Annotated in this window: 18 protein-coding genes; 4 read left to right on the top strand and 14 right to left on the bottom strand. The window is 51.4% G+C overall.

The genetic code is table 11. The features are described 5' to 3' along the window. Positions 1-255: 255 nt before the first annotated feature. The 12 genes from groL to LEP6406_RS0208910 form a co-directional block, all read right to left on the bottom strand. Positions 256-1893, bottom strand: a complete 1638-nt coding sequence (gene groL, locus LEP6406_RS0208970; RefSeq protein WP_008312275.1) for a chaperonin GroEL — start codon at positions 1891-1893, stop codon at positions 256-258. A 257-nt stretch (positions 1894-2150) separates the two neighbouring features. Continuing rightward, positions 2151-2462, bottom strand: coding sequence for a co-chaperone GroES (gene groES, locus LEP6406_RS0208965; RefSeq protein WP_008312546.1), 312 nt, complete (start codon positions 2460-2462; stop codon positions 2151-2153). A gap of 264 nt (positions 2463-2726) precedes the next feature. Next, positions 2727-3491 carry a DUF1350 family protein gene (locus tag LEP6406_RS0208960; protein WP_263971153.1) on the bottom strand — a complete coding sequence of 255 codons (765 nt, stop codon included), beginning with the start codon at positions 3489-3491 and terminating at the stop codon, positions 2727-2729. 857 nt (positions 3492-4348) lie between these two features. Next, complete coding sequence (locus tag LEP6406_RS0208950) at positions 4349-5116, bottom strand: glycosyltransferase family A protein (protein ID WP_008312552.1); 768 nt, start codon at positions 5114-5116, stop codon at positions 4349-4351. Between the two features lie 367 nt (positions 5117-5483). Then, complete coding sequence (locus tag LEP6406_RS30135) at positions 5484-8759, bottom strand: HAD-IIIC family phosphatase (protein ID WP_008312554.1); 3276 nt, start codon at positions 8757-8759, stop codon at positions 5484-5486. Between the two features lie 85 nt (positions 8760-8844). Then, on the bottom strand, positions 8845-9750 hold the full coding sequence (locus LEP6406_RS27215; protein WP_008312556.1) for a phytanoyl-CoA dioxygenase family protein: 906 nt from the start codon (positions 9748-9750) through the stop codon (positions 8845-8847). Between the two features lie 157 nt (positions 9751-9907). Then, complete coding sequence (locus LEP6406_RS0208935; protein WP_008312557.1) at positions 9908-11584, bottom strand: alkaline phosphatase family protein; 1677 nt, start codon at positions 11582-11584, stop codon at positions 9908-9910. Between the two features lie 41 nt (positions 11585-11625). Beyond that, on the bottom strand, positions 11626-12609 hold the full coding sequence (gene hpsE / locus LEP6406_RS0208930; protein ID WP_008312559.1) for a hormogonium polysaccharide biosynthesis glycosyltransferase HpsE: 984 nt from the start codon (positions 12607-12609) through the stop codon (positions 11626-11628). Between the two features lie 2 nt (positions 12610-12611). Then, positions 12612-14444 (bottom strand): hormogonium polysaccharide biosynthesis glycosyltransferase HpsE, encoded by a 1833-nt coding sequence (gene hpsE, locus LEP6406_RS34715; protein WP_263971152.1) that lies wholly within the window; start codon positions 14442-14444, stop codon positions 12612-12614. A 701-nt stretch (positions 14445-15145) separates the two neighbouring features. Further along, positions 15146-15760, bottom strand: a complete 615-nt coding sequence (locus LEP6406_RS0208920) for a hypothetical protein (RefSeq protein WP_008312562.1) — start codon at positions 15758-15760, stop codon at positions 15146-15148. Beyond that, the gene (locus tag LEP6406_RS0208915) at positions 15753-16898 is read right to left on the bottom strand and encodes an ABC transporter permease (protein ID WP_008312565.1); all 1146 of its coding nucleotides are present in this window, start codon (positions 16896-16898) and stop codon (positions 15753-15755) included. Before LEP6406_RS0208915 ends, LEP6406_RS0208920 begins: the two co-directional genes overlap by 8 nt. A 30-nt stretch (positions 16899-16928) precedes the next feature. Continuing rightward, positions 16929-17777, bottom strand: a complete 849-nt coding sequence (locus LEP6406_RS0208910) for an Npun_R2479 family HD domain-containing metalloprotein (RefSeq protein WP_008312567.1) — start codon at positions 17775-17777, stop codon at positions 16929-16931. A 401-nt stretch (positions 17778-18178) separates the two neighbouring features. On the opposite strand from LEP6406_RS0208910, the gene LEP6406_RS0208905 reads away from it, so the two are divergent. The 4 genes from LEP6406_RS0208905 (at position 18179) to LEP6406_RS0208890 (ending at position 23443) form a co-directional block, all read left to right on the top strand. Further along, a complete protein-coding gene (locus LEP6406_RS0208905; RefSeq protein WP_008312569.1) occupies positions 18179-19474 on the top strand; it encodes an efflux RND transporter periplasmic adaptor subunit in 1296 nt (431 codons plus the stop codon). 256 nt (positions 19475-19730) lie between these two features. Next, positions 19731-20855: a THUMP domain-containing class I SAM-dependent RNA methyltransferase gene (locus LEP6406_RS0208900; RefSeq protein WP_027268981.1), complete on the top strand. Its 1125-nt coding sequence runs from the start codon at positions 19731-19733 to the stop codon at positions 20853-20855. 23 nt (positions 20856-20878) lie between these two features. After that, positions 20879-22435, top strand: a complete 1557-nt coding sequence (locus LEP6406_RS0208895; RefSeq protein WP_155834665.1) for an S-layer homology domain-containing protein — start codon at positions 20879-20881, stop codon at positions 22433-22435. An 87-nt stretch (positions 22436-22522) separates the two neighbouring features. Further along, the gene (locus LEP6406_RS0208890) at positions 22523-23443 is read left to right on the top strand and encodes an alpha/beta fold hydrolase (RefSeq protein ID WP_008312575.1); all 921 of its coding nucleotides are present in this window, start codon (positions 22523-22525) and stop codon (positions 23441-23443) included. A 280-nt stretch (positions 23444-23723) separates the two neighbouring features. On the opposite strand, the gene LEP6406_RS0208885 is transcribed toward LEP6406_RS0208890, so the two are convergent. Further along, positions 23724-25100, bottom strand: a complete 1377-nt coding sequence (locus LEP6406_RS0208885; RefSeq protein WP_008312577.1) for a cache domain-containing protein — start codon at positions 25098-25100, stop codon at positions 23724-23726. Beyond that, entirely contained in the window at positions 25097-26704 is a 1608-nt protein-coding gene (locus LEP6406_RS0208880) for a peptidoglycan-binding protein (protein ID WP_008312579.1), read from the bottom strand. Before LEP6406_RS0208880 ends, LEP6406_RS0208885 begins: the two co-directional genes overlap by 4 nt. Between the last annotated feature and the right edge of the window lie 6 nt (positions 26705-26710).

Here is a 26710-nt window from a genome sequence, read left to right as displayed (position 1 = left end):
GGGGTCATTGTAATAAGTCCTGTCAAAGACCTCCGAGGTTTTCAGGCCCAACATATGAAAAGACCTCCGAGGTTTTTTAAACCTCGGAGGTCTGGTCTAGTGGCCTGTCAAACCTAATTTTGTAGGTTGGGTGCAGCGCTAGCGGAACCCAACAGCGGTCGGCCATGTTGGGTTCCACTTCGTTTCACCCAACCTACGCAGACTCACAAAGGTAAAGTTGACAGACCACTAGGTCCGGTCTTCGTCTAAGCGGGTCTAGTAGTCGAAGTCGCCGCCGCCCATGCCGCCAGCGCCAGCGCCAGCGCCTTCCTTAGACTCAGGCTTGTCCACCACGATGCACTCAGTCGTGAGCACCATGCCCGCGATGGAGGAGGCGTTTTGCAGAGCAGAGCGGGTCACCTTAGCGGGATCCACGATACCAGCAGCAAACATATCGACGAATTCACCGTTGGCGGCGTTGTAGCCCACGTTGAACTCTTTCTCCTTCACCCGCTCAGCGATGACGGCTCCGTTTTGGCCTGCATTTTCAGCGATGCGCTTCAGGGGAGAGGTCAGGGCACGGCCCACGATTTGTGCGCCGATCAGCTCTTCACCGCTCAGGGTGCTGTTAGCCCAAGTTTCCAAGCCGGGAGCGAGGTGAGCCAGGGTGGTACCACCACCAGGGACGATACCCTCTTCCACCGCCGCCTTGGTGGCGTTGATGGCATCTTCCAGGCGCAGCTTACGGTCCTTCATTTCGGTTTCCGTCGCAGCACCGACCTTGATCACGGCCACACCGCCGGAGAGCTTAGCCAGACGCTCTTGGAGCTTCTCTTTGTCATAGGAGGACTCAGTTTCCTCGATTTGACGACGGATTTGCTCACAACGGGCCTTGACATCCTTCTCATTACCTTCCGCCACTAGAGTGGTGGAATCCTTGGTGATGGTGATGCGGCGGGCCTTGCCCAGCATTTCCAGCTTGGTGCTTTCCAGCTTGAGGCCGGTGTCTTCGCTGATCACTTGACCACCAGTCAGCACAGCCATGTCTTCTAGCATGGCCTTGCGGCGATCGCCAAAGCCGGGAGCTTTGACAGCAGCCACATTCAGCACACCCCGTAGGCGGTTCACCACCAGGGTAGCTAGGGCTTCCTTCTCGATGTCCTCAGCGATGATCACCAGGGGACGACCAGCGCGGGCTACTTGCTCCAGCACGGGAACGAGGTCTTGTACCAGGGTGATTTTCTTGTCGGTGAGCAGAATGAAGGGCTCATCCAACACCGCTTCCATACGCTCGGTGTCGGTGGCGAAGTAAGGGGAGGTATAGCCCTTATCGAAGCGCATCCCCTCGGTGATCTCCAGTTCGGTAGTCATGGACTTCCCTTCTTCCAGGGAGATGACACCTTCACGGCCCACCTTATCCATAGCTTCAGCAATCATCCGGCCCACTTCTTCGTCGTTTCCGGCGGAGATGGTACCCACCTGGGCGATGGCGCTGGAGTCTTCTACGGGGCGAGCCAGCTTAGCGATCTCTTCCACCAAGTATCCGGTGGCGCGGTCGATGCCGCGCTTCAGGGAGATGGCGTTAGCTCCGGCGGCGACATTGCGCAGCCCTTCTTTGACAATGGCGTGGGCCAGCACCGTAGCGGTGGTGGTGCCATCCCCAGCGGCGTCGTTGGTTTTGGAAGCGGCCTGACGAATCAGAGCAACGCCAGTGTTCTCGATGTTGTCTTCGAGTTCGATTTCTTTGGCGATGGTGACGCCATCATTGACGATTTGGGGTGCGCCGAATTTCTTCTCTAGCACCACGTTGCGGCCCTTAGGACCGAGGGTGACGCCGACGGCTTCCGCCAGCATGTCCATGCCGCGCTCTAGGGCGCGACGAGCATCTTCGTTGTAAACAATACGTTTAGCCATGGGTTAAATCGTCTCCAGATAGGTTGAAACTAGAAAAAGTAGCGATGTCGCGATAGGGCCGGGTTGTGAATGCTGGGGTGTCGAGGGTTGAGGGCCGATATGTTGCGGCCAGCCCTCAGATCAAAACTCGCTCTTCACAACTCCAAACGTCCCTAGTGTTCCGTCAGGAAAATTTTGACGGGTCGAAGACCCTCAAAATTCAACCCCAACTAAACTCCAGGATTTCGGTCACCCGTCAATCATTAATTGACTGAGCACTAGGCCAGGGCAGCTAGGATGTCTTTCTCCGACAGGAGCACGTACTCGTCGGTACCTAGCTTGATTTCGGTGCCCGCATACTTGGAATACAGCACCTTGTCGCCCACTTTGATTTCGGGGGCCTGACGGGTACCGTCATCGTTGCGCTTGCCAGGGCCAACAGCGGTGATTTCGCCCACTTGAGGCTTCTCACGGGCGGTATCGGGTAGCAAAATGCCCCCAGCGGTGGTCTCTTCTGATGCACTGACCTTGATCAATACGCGATCGCCCAGGGGAGTGACACCGGACGCGCTCAGGGTTACAGCAGCCATACTAAACAACTCTCCAAAAATTCCTTACACTGAGATCGTGATGTCAACGGCGAGCCGGAACCAGGCTTTTAGGAACTGTTCCGAACTTGCGTTAGCACTCTCACGTCCTGAGTGCTAATCTATGCGCTTAGTCCGGCGATAGCAACTCGCTGAACTGTACGGGTTCCCGAACTGATGCCCGACCTGATGTTGTCTGGATGCGGTTTCTAGCGGTTTCTAACCGCCGCTCCCCCAAGAATAGAAATCCGCCGAAATGCGTCTCCTTCAAGTCAGCCACAACAGGATTTGATCCCGCAGTCGAGTCATATCTCGGTTGAATTCTTGCTGCACAAACTGACCTAGGGCATCCAAGGCGGTGAAGCTACTGCCGGGTTGCCAAGGCACCGCTTGGGCTAGGGGTGTGGTGTGGGTACCAGGGAGGCGCTCAATCGTCGTCAACTGGGGAAATTTGTCCATCAACACCGTCCCCAGGACACGAGTTTCGTCAATGTCGTCACGGCTGAATTTAATCAGTAGGTTGCGGCGAACAGAATAGCGATCGCGCACCAGCGCCAAGGTCTCCGCCGGAGAAGGGGTAAACTCCATCTCTCTGAACTGGGGCGAGAAAGACGTGAACTGCTCTAGCAACGGAATCGAGCGGCGGGCAGAATAGTTGTTAAAGGCCATCAGCACGTTACCGGCTCGCTCTAGCCTCCCTAAACTGCTCAGGAGTAGATGAATCTTCCCCCCCATACTATGACCGAGTCCGTAGATGGGTAGCGATCGCGGCGAAAAGCCCCGATTCTGCAAATAATACAGCGCTTGCTCGAAGGTAATCGCCACCTCGTGCGCGATCGCACGATGGTCAAAGGTATTCACAAAGGGCGTCGCCACAATCAGATATCCCTGCCGACCCAGCGCCTCCAACAGCAGGCGATAGGTCAAGTGGGGAGCCGATGCCACAAATGCCCCCCCCAAGAAATGGACAATTGCCTTCGGCTGGGGCGGTACCCACAGCCAGTTTCCCGTTACCTCTCGCCAGTCCATCATCCCTCTGTATTAACACTCCTCCATCCTAAAGGAATTACAATAGCAGAACCATCTCTCGGCTAATTGAACGATGACGATTTCCGTCCAGACTCTCTTCAAAAAATATCGATATTTCTTAACTGCAAATGTCTTACTACTAATAATATTTTCAGGGATAGCGGCTTATATTCTATTCTCTAGAATTGTAGGAACTTCTGCCCATATCGCTGGGGCTAACTACATATTAAGAGCTTTCGAGCAGCCTTTCAGTGCTCGAAGTCCTCAGATTGGCATCTTCCCCGGCTTATCCATTCTGCTTTGGTCCGCCGCCTCATTTATATGCCTTTTTAGCTTCACCTTAATCAAGGTAAAAACGATCCATAAAAGATTAAGTGAGCGTTATTTTCTCCTCTATCCCGGTGTCTTGCTGGGTGCAGTACTACTAGATGAAGCGTTTAGATTTAAGCTCATGCTATCCATTTATCTGGGCATCCCCAAAATTTTAGTATACTCCACCTATGCCATCCTAGCCTTCCTATTCATTTATTACTTTCGTCGAGAGATCAAGCGAACACCCTATGCCATTCTATGTATCTCAGGTGTATTCTTTCTGATTTCAGGGCTAGCTGACTCCTATCCTATGACTGGTAGAGGACTACCCATTATGCTGGAAGATGCAACAAAAATTTTCGGATCATCTAACCTCGCCCTATATTTTTGTCACGTCTGTTACTACGAAGTTCAACAATATATTACTACCTCCAGCACTCCTTCGTGAAGCATTAAGATCCATGGACCAGGTATCTTGATTGGATGGATTTTGGATAGATCAAAATTCCTGTCCTATCTTCAAAAATCAAGAATAGAAATTGGTGCCTTCAGTTCCAAATACCAAATTCATCTCTAATAGAATGTGTCAGAAATCTGTAATTTACTAGCACCCTTTTAATGAGCCTTAATGGATTATTGACGGCCAGTTTTTTCTTGCTTGCTGAGCTGACATTGATGCCATTATCAATAGAATAAATTGCCCCTGGAAACGGGAGGGGTTCCATTGACATACCTTTTTCCATGAGTAACTTAGGGGCGGTACTATGGTGGAGGCAATAGGTATTAGCCATAACTTCTTCAGAAAAATAATTGAATTCAGTACTCTCAGGGATATCAAAGATTCCAAATCTAAAAATATTACAGGTTCCACACCATTTATAAAAATCTTTTCTTTTCAAGAAGACCTTATTTTCTCCCTCAACGTATAAATAACCTTTGTCGAAAAATAACCCTTGACCCTTAAAATTTTTCTTTGTATACTCTACTAATCTATTGCTCACTAAGTCATCCGCATCAACACTCATGACAAAACTTGGATTGAGATACTGAGCATAGAAAATGCCAATACGAGTCTTAATCTTGGAATCCTTGCATTTTTCCTGAAAGCTGTTTGGAATAGGAAGAGTAGATCTAATAAAGTCTATTTTAGGATTTTTTATTACTCCATCAGGAATCTCACTGCAAACCACTAAAACCTTAAAGTCCTGATCTGTTTGATTGCAGATTGAAGTCAATGTACGCTGTAGAAAAGCACAAGCTTGAGACCAGTTGTCAGTTGTATATTGACTTCTAAAAGGAATAATAAAAACAAACATAGATGGCCTCTATCTCCGAGTAGTACAGAAAACTCAAGCGCGTCTATAATGAGACGATGTGATATGCAGAAGCGAACGCTGAAATGCCCTGGATTCGCTGATTCAGTACCCATATATGGACACATCTCAGAAATCGTTGTTTCATAAAATCTCTTATATATCAAAGCTTTCAGGATTTTCCTGCATTACTAAGCCTCTATACTTGAGGTGTAAAACAAGTTCTAAAAACCTTTATTTCAGGGAATAGACTGCACCTCACCCAGAAAGGAAGTACCCTACAACTAAATTTCAATCTTTATGTCTCCTATTCGAGTTTTTAGTAAAGCTGGAAAAACACAAAACTTGGTGCAATGACATCATTCTTTAATTAATCAAATAACTCTGTCGCATCCAAATTTAGACAGGAGTTGATCTTCTCCGCCAATAATTTCACCTGTGGTTCGCGAATCATGCCAATATGAGTGCCCTCAAACTCGTGTATTTCCAGTCCTTTTTTCGCCACTTTATCCCAACCCAAGCTTAAACTTGGGAAAGCTGACACAGGTTTATCATGGGGAAAGAAAGCTCGCCAATTCTTAGGAGAACATGTTGCTGCATAGCTATTTAATAAAGGTAGGAAGTAGGCTATTTTACCATCATAGGGCTTAGGCTTGTAAATCGATAGCGCCTGATTCAAATCCTCAAAAAAACGATGCTTTATAAGGGCGTGTTTTCGATCTGAACTATGGCGAGGGAAGAGGGAAGAACCAGAAATTGTATTGATCTCTGAATCGGAGTTCGTCTGTACTGTAGACCCTAGTGATGGAACTGTTGCCTCGCTATCTCCCATAGCCAAATTGTTTTGCACGGGAAAGGGATGGGGATCTCTCTTTTTATTGAGAAGTGGTAAGTGCATTTTCTTGATTAAAACTTTAACAAAACGCTGACCATAACTATATAGATATTCTCGCTTTTCTTTCAAGCTCCTCCTTTGAAACTGTCGTATATGGTAAGCCACCTTCCAACGCAGGTTAAAGCAGGTGAAGACATAGTATAAGGCTTGACTAGGTTGATAAAGTAGAGGCCGATTACTTTGATAAAAGCGGAGGCGCTCAGCAAAGTAATTTGTCAATGGAGGATAAGGGGTATCTAAGAGGGCTAAAAATTCAACGTGATCTCCTCCTTGTTGAAGCTGTTGAGCCATCTCATAGGCGATAGTACCCCCTGAGCACTGGCCTCCCAGAAAATAAGGGCCTTGAGGCTGTACCAATTTAATCTCGTCAATGAAGCAGCTAGCTATTGCTTCAATAGATGGGGGCAAGTTCTGAATGCCATCTAGCCCAATACCCTGTAAAGCGTAGAAAGAATAATTAGTATCCAAATGCTTTTCCAAGGTAACTAGCCCAAGTACATCACCAAAACCGCCGTGAACCATGAAAAGAGAGGGGCCAGTACCATTCGATCTTAGTTTAATGAGAGATGGCCAGGATGTTTGGATAGTCTCTGTTTCCAGGATCTTTCTACCAAGTTTCTCTATGGTAGGAGATTCTAATAACACCGTCATGGGAAGCTTTTTTTGAAAAGCATCCTCGATCTCCACAAATAAACTGACAGCCAGCAATGAATCTCCTCCAATATCAAAGTAATCTTCATGAATGCCAACTTGCTCAAGACCAAGAACCTTTCCCCATATTTCCACTAGTGCGCTCTCAACCTGATTACGAGGTGGATCTTTTTGTTGGCGAGATTGTAGGCATAACCCTTTGCGATACTTCTCAACCGCAGCATGGATGGCTTCTAGTTGGGATAGACAATTAGCCACTCTATCGATAGCGCTAATCTTATCAATATGAGAGGATGGTGAGATTTTATCCATAGGATTAGATTCACTATCCTCTGCTTTTAGCGTGACAGAGGATTCTGATTGCGACTCTTTACTCGTCTTTATAATAGGTTGATCATCATCAGAAGTTAATTTTATCGATCTGGCATAGTCTGCGGGAAAGCTAAAAATTATTCCCTGGGATGTCGACAGAGAAAATTCCCCACCAATTTTGTTTAGAAAATCTATTAGAGGTTGATTTTTGGCAGAATAAATATAGGGTATATTAACTCTATCAAGGTTTTGTTCAAGGGCAATTCTTCCCAGTTCAGCTAGCATTCGATATTCAACACTTCGCCCAAGGACACGACAACTTAGCAGAAAGGTATCAACTTCCAAACTGCTATTCTGAATTCCATAAATCACAGTACCAACTAAGCCATAATCTCCAAAGCGATCTTTAACATCCACTGTCAAGAATTGATACCCTCCTTGGGCACAAAGCTGTTGAATTGTGGATTCGGAGCGTCGAATAGTTGTAGCGTTGAACTGGTTAGTGCGTTGCGTTAACTGAGCCACTCTAACAAGTTGATTAGGTTTCATTGGCAAGATCGAAACCTGGAGATCCAAACCATTTAGAAATTCTTCAAAATCCAAAGCTTGGCTACGAACACGCTCACGTTCTAGATTTTGTTTGTACATTAAGGTTCGCTGCAAATCAGCTCCTGTAGCCACCTTGGAATGATCAAAAGCCCAGACATGCTCTAAGAAATTGGGGATTTCATCAATTTTCTGAGGTAACTGTAGGGTTAATACTTCAGGACAGTTAGCCATTACCTCCGAGCATTCCACTGGATTATCATCGATAAAAATAAAACTATCGAGTCCTAAATTCAGTTCTTGCGCTAGAGATCTGATATTTTCTGATTTAGGTTGCCAGTTAATTCGCCAGGCTACGATATGCTCTCTTTGCAAAGGCATATCTGAGCGAACATCATAAACTCGAATAACATCTTCCTCTACATTTTTACTGCATAGGCTGATCAACATTCCTTGTTCTGTCTGTTTGACCATGAATTCTTGGAGAAATTGACGCGCTGGATCGATGACAATACCTTGAGGCCCATCTTCTCCACAAACTCCTTTCCATAGAGTTTGATCGCAGTCAAGCACAATTACCTTGTAGGGACTACAGGTTAGAGATTGATATTTGCGAATAATTGTGGTGCCTAAGGCAGAGAAATACTCTGGGGTAAAGGGGATGTGTCCTAATTCGTCTGTGCGGCGATTATAATAATTGACACATGGATACCAGTGATGAATGTTGGTGGCTGTGATGACATAGATACCATCAATAGACTTAATCCTTTCAATTGCCAAAAAGGATATATTATTTAGCAAATTTATACTTTCAGAATTTCTGGCTTCTCCAAAGGGAGTATGAGGGCAAAATATGACAATATGTGGAGCCTGACACCGGCTAGAAGACGAAACCAAGGCTGCTGACAAATCATCAATGTTGCGTTTAAGATCTTCCTCTATGATGTCAATGTCAGAATTCGAATGATCTCTGAGCCAATCTTCCAGACGAATTAAAATAACGTTGCAACCATGAGCATTTTTAGAGAATAAACTATTCGGATCGATTAGCTCCTGAAAAATCTGGTTGTACCCACTAAAACTGATCTTTAGAGATAGAGATAATTCCTCGATCCAAAAATTGAGAGAATTCCTGATCGGTTCAATAGTGAAAGTACTAGCGATTGCTAGTGCAGGTGTCGATTGGCTAGGCTTTGTAGTTTTAGTAAGTTGATCGGATTTCAAGCTTTGTTGATGAACCATTGTAAATTTGTCTGTGGGTAATAGTTGTTGTTTTTGAAGAGATCAACGACTTGGATACTGATTTCTTAGCTTAATCCGTTGGAAACTATGATTCTTCTGAGTAGAACGTATTAGAAGGTAAATCTTGACTATGCCATATTGCTTTTCGTTGTCTTTCAGAAAGAGGGTGGGTAAAATAGGGTAAGCCCTTCCGGAAAGATGAAGACTGACAGAGTTCAGGCCGTTTAGGTCGATGGGAGGTATAGCCGTAGAAAATAGCTGTCCTCGCAGCTTCAGGAATCTTTCCATGATGAAAAACCTGGCCGGTATCAACCAAAATCACTGTGCCCACTCTACCTATACATTGTCGCCATTGAGAAGCGGGAATAACTCTCTCCATATCCTCATTGGTGATAGTGTAATTTATATTCTTAAAGGTTTTGTAGGAGGGAGTAAGGGATTTAGGTATATATTCAAATGGCCCACAGTGATGATCCACATCACTCAAGTAAATAATAATCTTGACAACATTTCGATCCTCTCCATCCATATGCCAGTAACGAGTTCCGATTTGTTTTCCATCAACAATATCTCGGCGTATATTAACGCCATGGCAAACGCTAGGAACGCCGATATAATAATCTAGAATATCGAGAATTCGTTCTTCCAATCCCCAAAGAAAGATTTCCGGGTGTTCTTGGGAAATCTTTATGGGATCAATTGGCAAGGAGTGGCTAAAAGCTTCTTTTTTATTTTGTGAAGGTGGAGTAGTAACTCCGTTATTCTCTAGATCTTCCACTAGATAACTAGCAGCTTTTTTGAGCTGAGGTGTCAGAGGAATTGCCAAATCTTCCAAAGAGGTCATCACTACCCCTTCCTTCTTAAGTTGATCAACTATATTGAGATCAGCCTTGGAAAGCAGAGGTAGATTCTTACTATTTATGGCTAAATCGAAACGATACAAAATGTCATTAGACAATCCATACAACTTTTGCTTAATTTTGGCTAGCATCTTGACGCTTCTCCTGTTCAGTGATAATGGCTATAGCTATCCTGCATGAGTCTTCAGTAAGCCTCTTTCTCTGTGGGTTACGCTTCACTTCTCCCACGCTACGAAGGTCTTCGGAAATCAAATGGGATTGTTATGTCAGCGTTAATGGTGGCAGTATTTAACAAGGTTTTGTCTCGGATTTTAGTAGGGATTTTCCATCTACTGTGGAGCTAATTTTAGCCTTGAGGAGATGTTGAATAGTTAGGCCAATATCAATAATTTGAGCATTAGCGAACCTATGCCCTGCTTTGACCTTTGTCCCCTTAATCATCAAAAAGCCATCGGGACGATGGCCACCAGTCCGGTAATAAGTCAGTGGCCCAATACGTCCAAATTCCGGGCTATCTACGACATCACTGGGTTGATCTCTCCACAGCACCACTAAGTCGGCATCGGGTAGGGTACTGTCATTACTCAGACAATTTTCGTAACTTCGAGTTCTAACGACTTTCTGGACAATGGGTTGACCTGTGCGGCCATCTTTAAGCTGGTGCAGGTGATCTGTGATTTCCTTGCATAGAGCTTCATAGTCTTGGGGCTGAACGATTCCTTGGCTATCCCGATTTTTCAAGTTAATGCGAATATGTCCAGCGGCAAACGCTGGCAAGGCAAATGCCTTCATTTTGGGCCAAAGGTTCTTGTACCACAAGGCTGGCATCCAATTTAGAGCAATTCCCTGTTGGCGTAGAATATAGGGCGACGTTAGCTCAGGAGTCGTGTCTGACTTTAGGTAGTGATCAAACTTACTGGGGATCCAGGGCATCAGCCAACGTTTTAGGGGATTAGAGTCATATCGTTTTTGCCAGACTTCTCCTGACCAACTTTTACGGTGGGGTTTGAAGTTGATCGCTGGGGGTTGGCGATTGACATTGCCACGAGCAAGACCGTAACTACCAGGAAAGTTGTATCGGTACAAAAACTCGGGCAAGAAAGTCATACTGAACATATCTGTGACATTGTTACCCATGCCATGGACAGCAAATACAAGCAAGTGAGCAGATTCGGGAATAAGCGCTTCTAACTCACCAATGCCCTGATCGATTTGCTGAAAGGTGGCTAAAAGGGGATCTGCCTGCCCTTCTTGTCTTTGATGTAGAGGGTGGTCGGGTTGACTGAGATGCCAGAAGTCATGGCCAGCAGTATGGGTTTCTCCAAAGACAGCTATAAACAAATCCCAAGCTTCTTTCTGTAGCAGTTCTTTGCAGATTGCAATACGCTTAGTAATACTTTCCTGGAGAGCTTTTTGAGTGCGATCGCGATAGGACTGATCCCACCAGTTGCCATAATCTTGGTGCAGCAGTGGATTTTTACCGTAGCGTTGAATGATGTCTGGCAATAAATCTGCTGGTAATGAATGACTGGGCGTATGGGGAGCATGGCCCCCCCATCCTAAAATTTGAAGACCATTAAGGTTATCGGAAAGAGCAGATACTGGAATGTCAAAGGTGGCAACCCTATAGTCTTGACCTAGAGCATAGAAGGGGGAGAATTCCTTGAAGTTGTAAGCTCCGTGGATGGTGTCATGTTCGACACTATAATCCTGAGGAGAGTACTTTACTGGACTCCAATATCCTGTCTTATTGGGCAAGCAACCAGTACTAAACATGACCCATAAACGCTCGGTAGATGACGTTTCTGTGGGAATGTTATTATAATTTACTGTGTTACCAAGGCGACCATAGCTCCCTTGTTGTCTGATTCTATTGAGATTAGGCAAATGTCCAGCGTCCATCCACTCTTCTAAGAGTTGGGGATCGGCAGCATCTAGGCCAATCGCTAAAACCGGTTCACCCATGATTTAATACACCTATGTGCTAAGAAGTTTTAAAAAGCCAACTAGTATGATTTTTTGGTGGCTGATAATTGATGTTGCTTTGGCATGATTTTATTCCAAACAAAATAGAATGAACTTAAGAAGCTACTTGTGAAAAAGGCTCGCTCACAGGCGAGAACTAAGTCGAATTTAGTTTGTTTGCGATACTGTATCCAATGCCGGCAAAGACGCTTAAGGGATCCCATAGTAATCTTCGCAAAAACAATGGGTTTTTGCCAAAGGGAGGTATTCATCATCCGTAGGCTACAAATACAGAGACCACAGCCACGACTTAGAGCCATAAGATAATCTCGCTCTAGTCGCCAACTCGGGATGTGATGATGAACATGCATAGTGGGGTTGTACCAAATTTCCCAACCAGCTTGATGTAGATACAACAAAGGCTCATAGTCATCCCCTTGTACCATGGAGCCTTTGACTCTGCCGCTGAGGGTAGGGCAGGGAGGGACAGCGGCCAACCATGCTTGACGATGTACAACCCAGGCGGCTGAGGGGGGCAGGATAAGCTGAACGGGATCGTATTGATGGGGGCTATTGCCACGTTCACGAATAGCCAGAAAGGACTGAATCCGGCCAAAATTTTCTGGGGGTGACACTTCAAAGTCGCCGTGAATTTGTCCCCCAAATACGGCAATGTTTGTCGCTTGTTGGGCAAATTCGATGGCCTTTGCGACCCAGTGGGGGGCGGGAAGGACGTCGTCATCTAGGAATCCTACCCAGTTACTGGAGGCAACCTGGATCGCTTTTTGTCTTGCGAAGGCTGCGCCTTGCTGCTTTTCGATGATGTGGATAAGGTCGTAGGGGAGAGGGTGTTGGCTGTTATAGGTTTCCAGAACCTCAGCAATGTTGTCGGTGCTGTTGTTGTCTACCACAATGACTGTCCACTGTAGAGACTCGATATCTTGCTGCGATCGCAATCGATCCAGCACTTGAATAATGCGGCTAGCTCCATTGAAGGTGGGAATCGCTACTGTGAATTCCGTCATACTTACACCTGACCTTCGAGGTGGAGTGGTTGCGGCTTGGCCAAAGTATAGCCTTGAGCGTAGGGAATACCTATCTGTTGCACTTGATGCAGCATGGATAGGGTCTCTACTCCCTTAATGATTGGTTGAATGCTACGGGCCACCCCCCATTGGGTCATCCCTGTTAGCGTCTGGCTAACACCATGGGAAGGTTGAGCTTTCCTAGATTGGAGCAGTTGACCACTAAGTTTGTAGTAGTCGATGGGGAGCGTTGTTGGCAGTTGTCTCAAGTGGGCAGGCTGAAGACAATCGTCAATGACGATCTGGCACCCCAATTCTTTCAACTCATGGATACGTCGAATAGCCGCATGAGAATGGGTTACAAGCGCTGCTGCTGGAATTTCAAAACAAAGGGTCTTGGGCTGTAGACCTGAACGGGTCAGTTGGTCCGCAATAAAGGGGGCAAAGCGGGAATCACTGAGGCTGGCAGGCGTTAGGTTTAGGGAGTAAACCCTACTAGGATTGGCTAGGTTGTCTTCAGCCTTCCAGAGGCTAGCCGTAGATGCCCCTGCCTGGGTTGAAAAAAACTTCCGAATCACCCAATAATCCAGGGTGCGAGTTAAGCCCAACTCAGTCGCTGCCACCATGAAATACCTGGGTAGCAGCAGTTGAGACTCACCAGTATCAGTCGTGGCGACTACCCGCAGCAGGATCTCAGCCTGGGCTTGGGCGGGAGTTTCTCTGCCATCCACCGTCATGACTGATTGACTATAAAGCTGGAATTGATCCTGCTCAAACGCCTGGGTCAAGCGCGTCAACCAGAGATCTCGATTTGCCGATGGTGTAGCCGTAAAATGTTGCCAAGCATCCTGGGAGGCTTTCTTCAATAAAAAGAGGGGACTAGCCAAAGTGCTTGTCAAATACTGCTGTTTACAAGCCGCTACCAAAGGAGCGTCAGGGTGAGATCGCTGCTTGAGCCAATGTAGGGCGAGCCGCCGCAGATCATTGGCAATATAGGCGGGTACCAATAAGGGCTGTTGCCAATCTTTGACCCCCAGCATGCGGATATAAAAGCGACTGAGGCCAACACAGCGAAATAGTTTGACCAGATAGTCTTGCTTGAGACGCCCATTGGGAATTTGATGATGGACCACCATGGTAGGGTTGTACCAGATTCCCCATCCTGCTTTTTGGATATGGAGAATAGCCTCTAGGTCTTCACTGGCTAGTCCTGCATCCTTCCCTTTGTGATTGAGAAATAGACGCTTAGGTACATTATCCAGCCAAGCTTGCCGACGTACCACCAAGCCGGCTCCAGGGGGAAGGACTTTGGACTTGGGATCATAGTAGTGGGGCTCATTTCCCCGTTCCGTAATCGCCAGGAAGCATGAAAGTTCTCCAAACTCAGAGGGAACCTCGCCTTCAAACTCACCATGGATCTGGCTACCAAAGGCTCCTACCTCTGGGCGACCTTGGGCAAATTCGTAGGCTTGTTTTACCCAATCCAGATCGGGAATATTGTCATCATCTAGAAAGGCTACCAGCTCACCACGGGCCAATTCAACGGCTCGTTGGCGGGCAAAGGAGGCTCCCTGCTCAGATGCGAAGCAGTAGCGGAGGCTGGAGTGGGCAGGCCAATCCTGTTGGTAGGTGCGAACAACTGTGGCCGTTTCGTCTGTGCTGTTGTTATCGGCAACGATTACTTCCCAGATAATGTTGTCAAGGTCTATCTGCGATCGCAACTGGTCTAGGACTCTGGGTAATCGCTGGGCTCCATTATAGGTGGGGATAGCTACGGTAATGGCATGGGTCTGAGCTACATCCAGACTCGAAATAGCTGGATGAGTAAATAACAAATTTTCTGAGCTATTTTCATATTCCAGAATCACTGGTTCTGTGGCACTTAAAAAAGAGGATGAAGGCCCAGAATCTGTTGATTCACCAAGACGAGTATAAATACTCGATTCAATATCCAGCATGGTTTTTAACCGGTTATGGTGATAGATGCAAAGGCTTAAAGCCTATACGAAAATTGTCCCAACCCCTTGGTGTGCTGTAGCCAAGGAATTGGGATGAATGCTAAGGAGGGTGATCGAGAAAATTCAAGGAACGTGGTGGAGTTAGCTTGACTGTCTAAGACAGGCGAGATAACTGTCATCACGGTTCATCTATGTTCGGCTCCGAATTGATATCACTTTGGAAGTGAAAAAATTATGCAGTACGGTCAAATACCGTAATACTTGACCAGTAATCAGGACTAATTCTCTCCTTCAAAGGCGATACGATCTTCGACCATCTAATATGGCCTGAAATCTCTACAGCTGAAATACGGATGAAATTTGGGCTATTTGGAGTGGGAATGTAGAGAAATATTCCAGCACCTATGTAATTTCACCACAACTTTCCTATGGGCTTCAAGCTTATAGGTCACGCTTCATGGAATCTTCAGGGAATGTGAGGGCAGCTTCATGGCCCACACACAAAAGTTGTTTTGGTGGCTATTGCTACATTGACTGGTCACTTTCTGGATCATTCAGTACTTTCCCATTGGGTGCCGTTACGGCGCGACGGCGCGATCGCGCCGTAAAACTTCCCCCTGCCAAGTGCGATCGCGCTGGCGTTTCATGTCCTGAATGCCGTTGATTCCCTGGATTTTCGCCGCTTCAGCAACTGGATGCAGCCATTGCCAGATCTCCCCATCCCCCAGAGGCTGCACCAGCACCTCAAAAGGCACCCGCGACGGGCTAGTTTGACGAGACGAATAGCGCACAAAAAAGCGGTAGGTTCCTGTCACCGCATAGGCAGGCCCCCCCGCCAGAGTCAGCCGCCGCGTCCGATTGGGTTTAACCCGGTCTACCACCAGGGTCGGAGCTTCAAACCCGCCGCCAATCCCCTGCCACAGGGTTTGCTGATTGAACTGAGCTTGCCGCTCCACCGCAGCGACCACAATATCCTGGGGCGGGCCATTCCCCACTCCGCAGCCCGAGAGTCCCAGAAAAATCACCCCGAGGAGTATCCCCCGCAATAGCCAAGGCCATGCCGATTTTGTCCCCCAACGCTTCCTGAGCCCAAAGGTCTGTCTCTGGGCAGAAAACCGCCCTGCTGAGACATCAGCACTGGTGTTCCAGGTGTCCCAAACGGAAGCCTTCTGGACGCGCCAGGGTCTAATCATAGGACCGCAAACTCCGGGGATCCAAAGCATCCCGCAGCCCATCCCCCAGCAGATTAAAGGACAGAACTGTTAAGACAATCAGCAGCGCCGGGGGCCAAATCAGCCAGGGATGGAGCACCAAAATAGAGGCATCGGTGGCCAGAGATAGCATATTTCCCCAGGAGGGATCGGGTTGCTGAATCCCCAATCCGATCAGACTCAGAACCGCCTCCGCCAGAATAAATCCGGGTATGGCCAGGGTGGCGGAGATAATCACATAGCTGGCGGTCTGGGGCAAAATGTGGCGCAGGATAATGTAAAAGGCTTTGCCCCCCATGGCTTGAGATGCCTGCACATAGGTTTGGGACTTGAGGGACAATACCTGTCCCCGAATCACACGGGCTAGCCCAGTCCAGCGCACAAAGGAGGTGATCAAAATAATCAGCAGAAACCGCTGGGCACTGCTGAGGGTTGGGGGAAGCACCGCCGCTAGGGCCACTAACAGGTAAATGTCTGGGATCGTCATAATCACCTCCACTAACCGCATCAGGACGGCATCCACTACGCCCCCGAAATAGCCCGCCAATCCCCCCACTACCAGCCCCAGGGGAAAGGACAGCACGATGCCCACCAGACCAATGGAAAGGCTAATGCGCCCGCCATAGATCAAGCGACTAAATTGATCCCGAGCCTGCCCATCGGTGCCCAGAAGGTTAATGCGCCCTGGACCAAGGGTGCCAAACAGGTGACGGTTCCCAGCAAAGCCCGGAAACAGTTCTATTTCTTCAAAACCGGGCTGCTGGAGAGACAAGCGGGTGGGCAAGGGCAACTGGATCTGCAACCAGCGATACTCCGATCCCTTGACCCCCAGACGTAGTGGGGAGGGCTGGTCAAATTCTACGGTCACCTGCCTCGCTCCGGTTTCTAAGGAAACGGGGCCTTGGGTGGTGGGATAAACGTGGGGACCAATCCAGTTTCCCGTCACCTGGTTGCGCCAATAGATTTGGGTTGGTGGCAGCAGCGACGCATTTATATTGGAGGTGTAGGGATCATAGGGAGCGATCATCTCTGCGGCAATAACCGCCCCATAGAACACCAGTAGGATGATTGCTCCTAAGCGGGCCAGCGGGTTTTTCTGAAGCTTTTGCCACCAAATCATGCCAGGGTCTACGGTGAATTAGGGTATGAATTAGGTTGCCACAATGGTGTTTTCGTTTTCCACCATAAACACATTGGAATAGAGGTTGGCGATGATCTGCTTGCCCTCTTGGGTTAGGGAAAGATACCGCAACCCATCCTGGATGTAGGGATGAACCACATTCCAGTAGAACTTAGGGTAGTTGCGGCGGAGATCGTCGGGGTGCTGGTAGTTCAGGTACTTGTTCTGCCCTGTTTCTTCAAACTCGTAGAACAGCGCCCCAATCTTTTTCAGGTAGCGGGGATCGCTTAACTGCCCAATCAGATCCGCAGCCCGCACCAGTCCGGGGAAACGGCGGGTATCCTGGTGATCCTCTTCCTTAGGGACGGGGAAGCGGGTTAATTCCACATTGCGCTTGATGCATTCGGCGTCAATGATGCGGTTGCCCCCAAAGCGTTCTTCGATAAAGCGCTTACCCCGATCAACATGGTAAGGGGTGAGGGAGGCATCGGAGGAGCCGGGGCGTAGTTCTACCATCTCTTCCCCCTTGCCGGTGGCGTAGAGATGTTCACGATCGCGATCGTCGCGGCAGACCCCTTTCACGTAGCCAATGTCGTGGCAGACCAAGGCGATGATGAAGTGCAGCCAATCATCACAACTGACGCCCCCCTCTCGGATGTGTTTGCCGCGCAGCATTTCCTGCCCCACTAGGGCAACCAAGATGGTGTGCTCAACATTGTGATAAAGGGCATCGCTATTGGCAATATTCTCTAATGCCATGCTGCCTGCCCAGGCAATGATGTCTTCATAGTCGGGCTTCATGCCACCGTAGGTACGGTGGTAGCCTGCCCGTAGCTTATCTACAAAGTCGGCAATTAGAATCTCGGTCGCATTAAACATGCTCGATGCTCACCTAAACGCAGGGTCGAAGAACACTTCAGCGTCTTTCAGGAACCTTGACCGCTCTTGACTGCTACTGAGTATAGCGACAGTTCTCACCGTTGTTACGGCGGGTTCGAGAAGTCTATGGGCGGGAGGATGACTGGGAGAGCAGGGGTAAAATCGGGATTTCCCCCCATCCCTGGCTTTAGAATGCCCAAGTGATTGTCGCGATCGCTGTTGGGGCAGGTTTGGCTTTTCGGGATGAATGGCATCCACTCGCGCGCTCCCGTTCCTAAACCCGCAACTGCCGATGGCAATCCCACAACATCCTCTGTAAATATTCTAAATTGACTATTCTAGTTCTGGGCCAAGGGGCTTGGATTGTACAGCAGGAATGATGAAGCAGGAATGATGAAATTGTGACCCACCTACCGGAAATGGAGATTGCCCCAGATGCAGACCCCATGGAGACTACCCATGGGGTGCAGATTGGGCGTTGGGCCAGATCGCGAAATTTATGGGTGGGGCTGGGACTGGGATTTGCGATCGCACTGATCGGCACCCGCTTAGTCGGCACCGATTCGGCCTCCCCGGAGGCGTCACCAGCGGCTCCGGCCCAGGGTACGACCCAAGCGGTAACGGTTGCGGCGGTAACCGTCGGGCCAATTGCGGAAACCTTAACCGTGACGGGCTCCGTCCAGCCTGCGGATCTGCTCACGGTGACACCCCAAATTGGCGGCTTGCAAATTCGCCAAGTCTTGGTCGCAGTGGGGGATCAGGTAGGGGCAGGGCAACCCCTAGTGATCTTGGACGATTCAGATCTGGTTACCCAAATCCAGCAGGCCGAAGCCCAAATCGACGTGGCCCGCGCCCAGGTGCAGCAGCAACGCGCTAGCCTAGCCCAAGCCGAGGCCAGCCGCACAGAAGCGAATACCAACTTGCAGCGATACCAGTCTCTCCAAGCCCAGGGAGCCATCAGTGCGGAGGAACTGGATAGCCGCGCCACCCAAGCAGTGACGGCCCAGGAATCAGTGCGGGTAGCCCAGGCATCGGTGGTCAGTGCCGAGGCCACGGTTCGCAGCCGTGAGGCCGATGTGACACGACTGCGAACTCAACTGGACTACACCGTAGTCCGCGCCCCGACAGCGGGCGTCGTCGCGGAGCCGCCAGCAACGGTGGGGGATGTGTCCTCCACCGGAAGCGCAGTGGTGTCCTTGATTCGAGATAATCAGCTCGAATTGGCAGCAGAGGTGCCCCAAGCCCAACTTGATCGGGTGGCGGTGGGGGCTCCAGCAATAGTCACCTCCAGCACCGATCTCCAGGTACGAGCCACAGGGGCAGTTCAGGAAATCCGGCCCCTAGTCGATGCCACCACCCGCACCGCCCAGGTAATCATCCGCTTTCCCGCCAGTAATCGCCTCCGATCGGGCATGTTCCTCACCGCCGAGATTCAGGTGGGTAGCCGCACTGGACTCACGGTGCCCGCCGCCGCCCTCCTACCCCAGGCCGACGGTAGTCTACGGGTCTTTGTCGTGGGATCTGAGAATCAGACTATCGCCCGCACCGTTGAAACCGGAACTCGCCTCTCCAGCCCTGACGGTGAAGCAGCCCCCGTAGAAATCCGCAGTGGCCTCCAGGCCGGGGAACGGGTGGTAGTAGCCGGAGCCGGGTATATCCAGGAGGGCGATCGGGTTAACATTGCCGAGGATTTTTAAGAGGATCCGACTTCCTTCATGAATCCGACTTCCCTCATGGATTGTGACAATCGACCTAGAGAACGACGGGCGCAATGGGAGACTAGTACTGGGCGGCGGAAATACTCTGGCCGTTCCATCGTGGCACACTCGGCCCCTCACCCTAGCCCTCTCCCCTTGGGAGAGGGGACCGGAAAATGTTGGGCTGGTGCGACAATAGTGGGCTGATTTACGCCCTGCGGTACTAGGGAAATTATTGGGGGTGGCAAAGACGGGGATGGGGCAGTATTTTGCGACGGTGGCGCGGGGACTAGAGGCGATCGCGGCTCAGGAATTGGCAGAACTAGGGGCCGGATCGGTACAGCCCGGTTTTTGCGGGGTGGCTTTTGCGGGCGATCGAGCGCTGTTGTACCGAGTGAATTTGTGGGCGCGACTCCCCTTCCGCATCCTCATGACGGTGGCGGAGTTCCCCTGTCGAGATGCAGAAGACTTGTACGAGGGAGTGCAGGGGGTGGATTGGGGTGAGATGGTCCCGCCGGATCGCACCCTAGCGGTGACGGCGACGGGGAAAACGCAGGATCTCAACCACACCCACTTCACCGCTCTCCAGGTGAAGAATGCCATTGTGGATCAGCAGCGGCAACGCCAGGGGGAGCGGTCCAGCGTGGAGCTGGACAATCCAGATGTGCGGGTCAATCTCCACCTGCATCAGGACCATGCCACCCTCAGTTTGGACAGTTCCGGCAGTAGCCTCCATCGCCGGGGCTATCGGCCAGCGGTGGGATTGGCTCCCCTGAAGGAATCTTTGGCGGCAGCTCTGATTCGGCTGACGGGTTGGACGCCGGAGCAGGCGTTTTTTGATCCCCTCTGCGGTTCGGGAACGCTGCCGTTGGAGGCCAGTTTAATGGCGTTGAACCGGGCTCCAGGGCTGCATCGCGATCGCATGGGGTTTGAAACCTGGCCTGATTTTGACCCAGCCCTATGGCAGCGGCTCAGGCAGGAGGCAGAGGCAATGCAACTCACCACCCTAGCCACACCCATTGGGGGTTGCGATCGCGATCGCGACATTATCATCCAGGCTCGTAGTAATGCCCTTCGTTCTGGTGTCGCCGATCAGGTTCAGTTTCAGCAGCAGGATCTGTCCCAGGTCGAGGCTCCAGCGGCAACGGGTATTTTGATGTGCAATCCCCCCTATGGTGAGCGGTTGGGAAAAGGCAGTGATCTGGCGGCCTTCTATGCCTTGTTGGGAGATGTGCTCAAGCAGCGGTTCAAAGGCTGGACCGCCTTTGTCCTCAGTGGCAATAAGCAACTCGCTCAGGCTATTGGCCTGAAATCCTCCCAGCGCTGGCCTGTTTACAATGGCACCCTCCCCTGTCAGTTGATGAAATATGATTTGTATTGATCCCCCCTTTTGTATCCTCATTTTTGCCTGTGTTCCCTCTGCTCCAGGCTTCGCCCTTTCACCCTCGGGCTAACGAAACCCTCTTCTGCGACATCTTGGTGGTAGGGGATACCCTGGCGGCCTACACGGCGACCTTGGCCATTTTGCAACTGGGGGGGCGGGTCTGTTGGGTCAAGCCTAGTGCTGGAGCCCAGATCGAGTCTGAGAGCAGGCTGATGGGTCCAGAGACGATGGTTGCTGATGGACTGCCTTGGGACTGTGCCGTTTCTCGCAGTCAGCTCCAGTTTTGGCAGCAGCAGGCCCAGCGGCAGTCCCCTGGGCAGGGTAGTCACTCCCTTCGTCATAGGGAAAATAGCTCCGAAGGACTGGTGGTTGCCCATCCCAGTGGGGAACTGGCGGCAATGGATTCTAGGGGAGATGCGATGGCCAGAGGCCGGTCAAAGACCATCGCATCTCCCCTAGACCTGCAAGGGCTGATGTTCATTTCCCCGGCTGTGCCAGTGCGCGTGCTCTACAGTCAGACCGCTGGAAAACGACGGGTCTATCAAGTGGTCTTTCGGGAGCAGCGGCGGGGGATCCCTTTTCGAGTTCACAGTGGCGTTACCCTCGACGGAACGGCAGGGGCGGCGCTTTCAACGATTCTGACTACCGATGCCTCGATTCCAGAATCGACCCATGTAAACCTAACGCCAGACCACCGCCATCCCCATCGTCCCCGAGGGGCTCGGGGGACTTGTTTTGCTGACAGCGTGGGCATCTTGCGTGGAGAGGGACGCAGATCCCTCGCGGGGGCGGGCCTCACGCCGTTGCAGCGGCGACGCCAACAACCCTACCGACCGATGACCCTACCGCTGACGGCGATGATTCCGATCGGGGTGGAGGGTTGGCTACGGATGAGTCAGCCCGCTACCGATCCCCGGTGGGAAACGTTCTGGCAGCAGCCTACTGTCCAGTGGGGGCTAGGGGAATCGGCGGGTCATGCCGCAGTGGTGGCGACTCGGACGGGACAGGGATTCCACACCCTGAGTCAGGATCCTCGCCAGCGGGGTCAGATGCAGGTTCAATTGGCCCGAGCGGGCGTGCCCCTTTTTCCCTTTGACGATGTGGGCCATGATGACCCAGATTTTGAGGCGATTCAAGTTTTAGCGACGGTGGGCATTGTCTGCACCATGAGCGATCGCGATTTGCACTTTCGTCCCCGTACTCCAGTGACCTGCGCCGTTGTGGCCACGGCCCTAGGGCGGCTGTTCAATTGGAAAACGCCCCAGGATACTTCTCTAGCCGCCAAGGTTCTCGGGCAAGTTGCCCGGAGCCACTGGGCTTGGGGCTATTTAGCTGCCGCGATGGTCAGAGACCGACCCAAAGGGGCCATCGCAGCGGGTAGTCTTAAGCCTATGAATGCTGCCCCATTCCGGCCCAACCAAGTCCTTTCGCGGCGAGAACTGGCGACATGGGTGCGATCGCACCTGCCAGAGGGCGTACCCCTGCCCCCTATTGTGGAGGATGACGCCCCAGCGCGACGACGGCATTTGTCCCGCTTGCTTTACGGGCTTTGGCGATCCCACTGGGACATCCGATAAGGGACAGGCCATTGAATCACCCCCCGCCTCGGGAAACGGCCTATGATAAAGATATGTAAAGTATTGTTTCCCTAGTTTCCCTGTCCTATGACCGCCCAACTCTTTCCTGCCATCTCCCTAGACCAGCTTGAAAAACACCCCTGGCAATGGCGCGGCCATACCGTCTACTACACCACCCAAGGCAGCGGCCAACCCCTCGTCCTCATCCATGGATTTGGAGCCTCCATCGGTCACTGGCGCAAAAATATTCCAGTGCTCGCGGCAGCCGGATACCAAGTCCATGCCCTAGATTTACTGGGTTTTGGGGCATCAGATAAACCCCCGATAGCCTACTCCCTGGAACTCTGGACCGACCTTCTCCAAGACTATTGGCGCGCCCACATCGGTCAGCCCGCAGTCTTTATCGGCAACTCCATCGGCGGACTGCTGGCCCTGATGATGATGGCCCAAGCTCCCGAAATGGCCCAGGCTGGAGTCGTACTGAACTGCGCTGGGGGCCTCAACCATCGCCCCGACGAACTAGCGCCACCCCTACGGCTGGTGATGGGCACCTTTACCCGTTTGGTCAGTTCCCCACTCTTTGGCCCCTTCATTTTCAATCAGGTCCGCCAGAAGTTTCGCATTCGGGGCTCTCTGCGCCAGGTCTATCGCAACCGCACTGCCATCACCGACGAGCTGGTGGACATGCTCCACGGCCCCGCCTGTGACCCCGGTGCCCAGAAAGTGTTTGCCGCCATTGTCACCGCTCCCCCCGGCCCCCGCCCCCAGGATCTGCTGCCCCAGATCCACCAACCCCTCTTAGTTCTCTGGGGAGAAGATGACCCCTGGACCCCCATTCAAGGGGCCGAGATCTACCGCAGCCTCAGCCAAGATCCCCAAGCCCAGTCCGCCGTCACCTTTCAATCCATCCCCGACACAGGCCATTGTCCCCACGACGAGCGCCCCGAAGTGGTGAATACGGCGGTGTTGGAATGGCTTCAGAACGGGATGGTGGGAGTTAGGGGTTAGGGAGTGGGGGAATTTCACCCTATTCCTGGTCACCGCCTGCATTGGGCGCGGTTTCCGCGTCCCTGCCCCATCACGGGTCACCCGGCAATAAGGGCAACCACAAGGGATTGCCCCTGCGGGATCCATCTGTCTGTCAACCTCTGCATTGGGCGCGGAAAACGCGCCCCTACGGGAAATTTAATTCAAAACTCAAAACTTTCCGTCACCTGTCACCGCCTGCATTGGGCGCGGAAACCGCGCCCCTACCCTCACACCCCATCACCCTCACACCCCATCACCCTCACACCCCATCACTCCTCCCCTCCCCCTTTGCCCTGCGCTGATTACGCAAATCCTTAGCCTTCTGGCTCAGTTCCTGGAAATAGGAGGTTTCAGTAATCTCTGCCACCTGACGCTCCTTGCGAGACTGGTCGATTTCGATGGTCAGTTCCGCAACTTGGCGCTTGAGGCGCTGCTCCCGCTTATAAACCTGCTCAACCATGCCCTGGAAAACCCGCGCCAGTTGCCCCAATTCATCCAGGCGGGTTTTGACGGTATCGAGGGCGGCGACATCGTAGGAGCCCTCTTCAATGCGAGCGGCGGTGTCGGTAATGATCAGCACAGGGCGCACGATATATCGGGCTAGCACATAAACCAGCACCAGTAAGATACTGGCGGAGCCCAGTCCAATTAGAAAAATATCTCGGGCTAGGAGAACAGCGGGTTGGAAGGCTTCTTCCTGAGATAGTTCGGCAAAGAGACCGACATTATTCTGCGCAACCCACTTATAGACCCCAATGACCGGCACTTCGGCATAGTTGTCGTAGAGATCCATGCCGTTAATGCCCTGCATGGCTTGATCAATCCCAAAACTGGTCACTGTGGTGCTGTTTTCACGTTCTAGAGGCTGACCGGAGACAAAGATATTGCCCCGATTTAGGGGTTGAACGAGGTAGGTTTCACCCGTTTTCCCCAGTCCGGTGCGTTCCCGGATGAGTTGATTGATGGCGTCTAGATTTAGGGTGATGGCCAGAACCGCTTGCCGCTCTCCGGCCTCATTCAGAATTGGCGTGGCCAAGGTGATGGTGGGTTCTCCGGTAATCGGAGACAGATAGATGGTGGGCACAACCTCTGCTTGGTCGGGCTCGAAATAAGTTGTGTTGTTGCCTAGACCTTTGTAAACCCCTGTTTGATCGGCATCTGTGGAAAATACAACGATGCCCCCATTGGTGAGGATATCGATGCTCTGAATCGTGGGTTTGATGTCTAGAACGTTGGTGAAATATTGAGAAAGCGCCTGATTGGGGGTGGGCGGCTCTGCTTCTACCGCTGCCTCCCCTTCCCCCAGGGCTGTTGGTGTTTCTGGAACACCCTCTGGAGCGCCTTCGGCAGGTGAGGTGAGGAGGGGACCTTGGGGGGGGAGCAGTGGCGTCAGATTATCAATGACTACGGGGGATCGCGCTAGCACACTGACTTCTTGCCGCTGGTTAATGAACCATTGATTCAGCTCAAATTCCTTGAGGGCAACGGCAACATTAAGGCGATCAAAGACCGCATTTTGGAGAGACTCCCTAGCCCGTCCGTAGGCGCTATAGGACACCAGGCTAATGGTGATGAGGGACAGCAGGGAGAAGGAACTCACCAACTGGGTTAAGAGACTTTTGCGCAGAAGTTTCATTCAGGAGAACTCTGGGGCGGATCGCCGAGGGTTGGAGGCTGTGGGACTGTCGAGACTGCGGTTTTGCCGGGAAGCGGTCCAGAGGAGCCAAACCCACGCAAAAGCAGCGAGAGCAATACCGTCAAACCCAGTCCAATTGTAAAAACCCGTCGGGCAATCTGTTGGGCCGGTTGAAACACATCGGCCTGATCAATTTCGACTAACAATGCCAGATTGTGGCGGCTAGCCCAACGATAGACGCCTATGACGGGCACTTTATCATAATCTAAGTAAAGGTCGGCCCCACTACCGCCCGCGATCGCGGCTTCAATACCATAGCTGTCCACACCGTCGGGATAGGTGGCCTGAAAATCGAGATCGCCAGAGATGATTTGATTTTGTACCAGGGACGCCCGCCCTACAAGGTAGCTAGTCTGGGAAGGCCGTTCTGTGATGGCAACCCGACTAGCCTCAGCGGTGTCCTGAATCTGTTGATGGAGACTGGTGAGATCCAAATCTACTGCTAATACTCCCAGCCGCCGTCCCTCATCATCGATAACCGGGGTGGCGAAGGTGATTTGCAGGGTGTTCGTCAGAGGCGATACGTACAGGTTGGGCACCTGATTAGCCTGCTCTCGGGTGAAGTAGGTGGTGGTATTTTGCAGGGGCTGATACTGACCTTCTCGCGTTTGGTCCGTGGCAAAGACAACAATGCCCCCACTGGTTAAGAGAGAGACTGCCAGGGTCGAACTGCCAAAGCCTTCCAGGGCGTCTAAATAGGTGGACAAGGCCCCGTAGGCGGCCTGGGTTTCAGGGTCTTGACGGTTGGGCTGTCTTACCAACTGCTCAATCTGGGGGAGGATGTCGGGGGCTGTCGCTGCGTCCAGCACGCCCTGTCGCTGCTGCTCAAACCAGGCATCTAGGGCGAGGGCCTGTTCATCGGCAAGCGCTTCTAGCTCCTGCTGCACCGGCGGCACGAGGCGGCTACGCACCGCTATATAGCTGCCAAAGGCAGTGGTGCTAGCCACGGTTAACCCTAGCAGGGGAAAGTAGCGAATAATTTTTGCCGGGGTTCGGGGGGGTGGAGCATCGCGGGGCATGGCAGCGGTTGTGCCTAGCAGACGGCGTTTCCAGTAGGTTAAGGCTCCGCCAATTAAAGGAATGGCGGGCATTATCAGCAGCCATAGAGGAGAGGGAGCGGGGCCAGATTGAGCCGTGGTCTCAGCGGCGGTCAGAAACTGCATACTGGGGAGGGTTTCGGTGGCGATATCTTGCCAAGGGCTGGCCCACAAACCCCCCCAAGTTTGCCAGGTGGCAACCCCCGTAGGGGATTGGCGATAACGCTGCTGCACGACTCTAATCGCCGTTTCAGTCTCGGCTCCATAGACCCCATCATCGATGAGATCGCCATAGCCTAGCGCCGTCAGTAACCGTTGCAAACTGGCCACGGCAGATCCGCGATCGCCGCTTGCCAGGGGTGCAACAGAATCCTGATTAACCCCAAGTTCAGAGCGCTCAGCACTATCCAACTCGGGGGCTTGGGCCAGACTGATATCAGTCCCGGTTCCAGCAGCCAAGACCGCTAGCCCTAGGGCTACGATGGAATGCCGCCAGAAATAAGCCATAACCGC

Source organism: Leptolyngbya sp. PCC 6406 (assembly GCF_000332095.2).
Taxonomy (GTDB): Bacteria; Cyanobacteriota; Cyanobacteriia; order Phormidesmidales; family Phormidesmidaceae; genus PCC-6406.
Note: the sequence above shows the minus strand (reverse complement) of the source record. Positions and strands in the feature narration are given on the sequence as shown.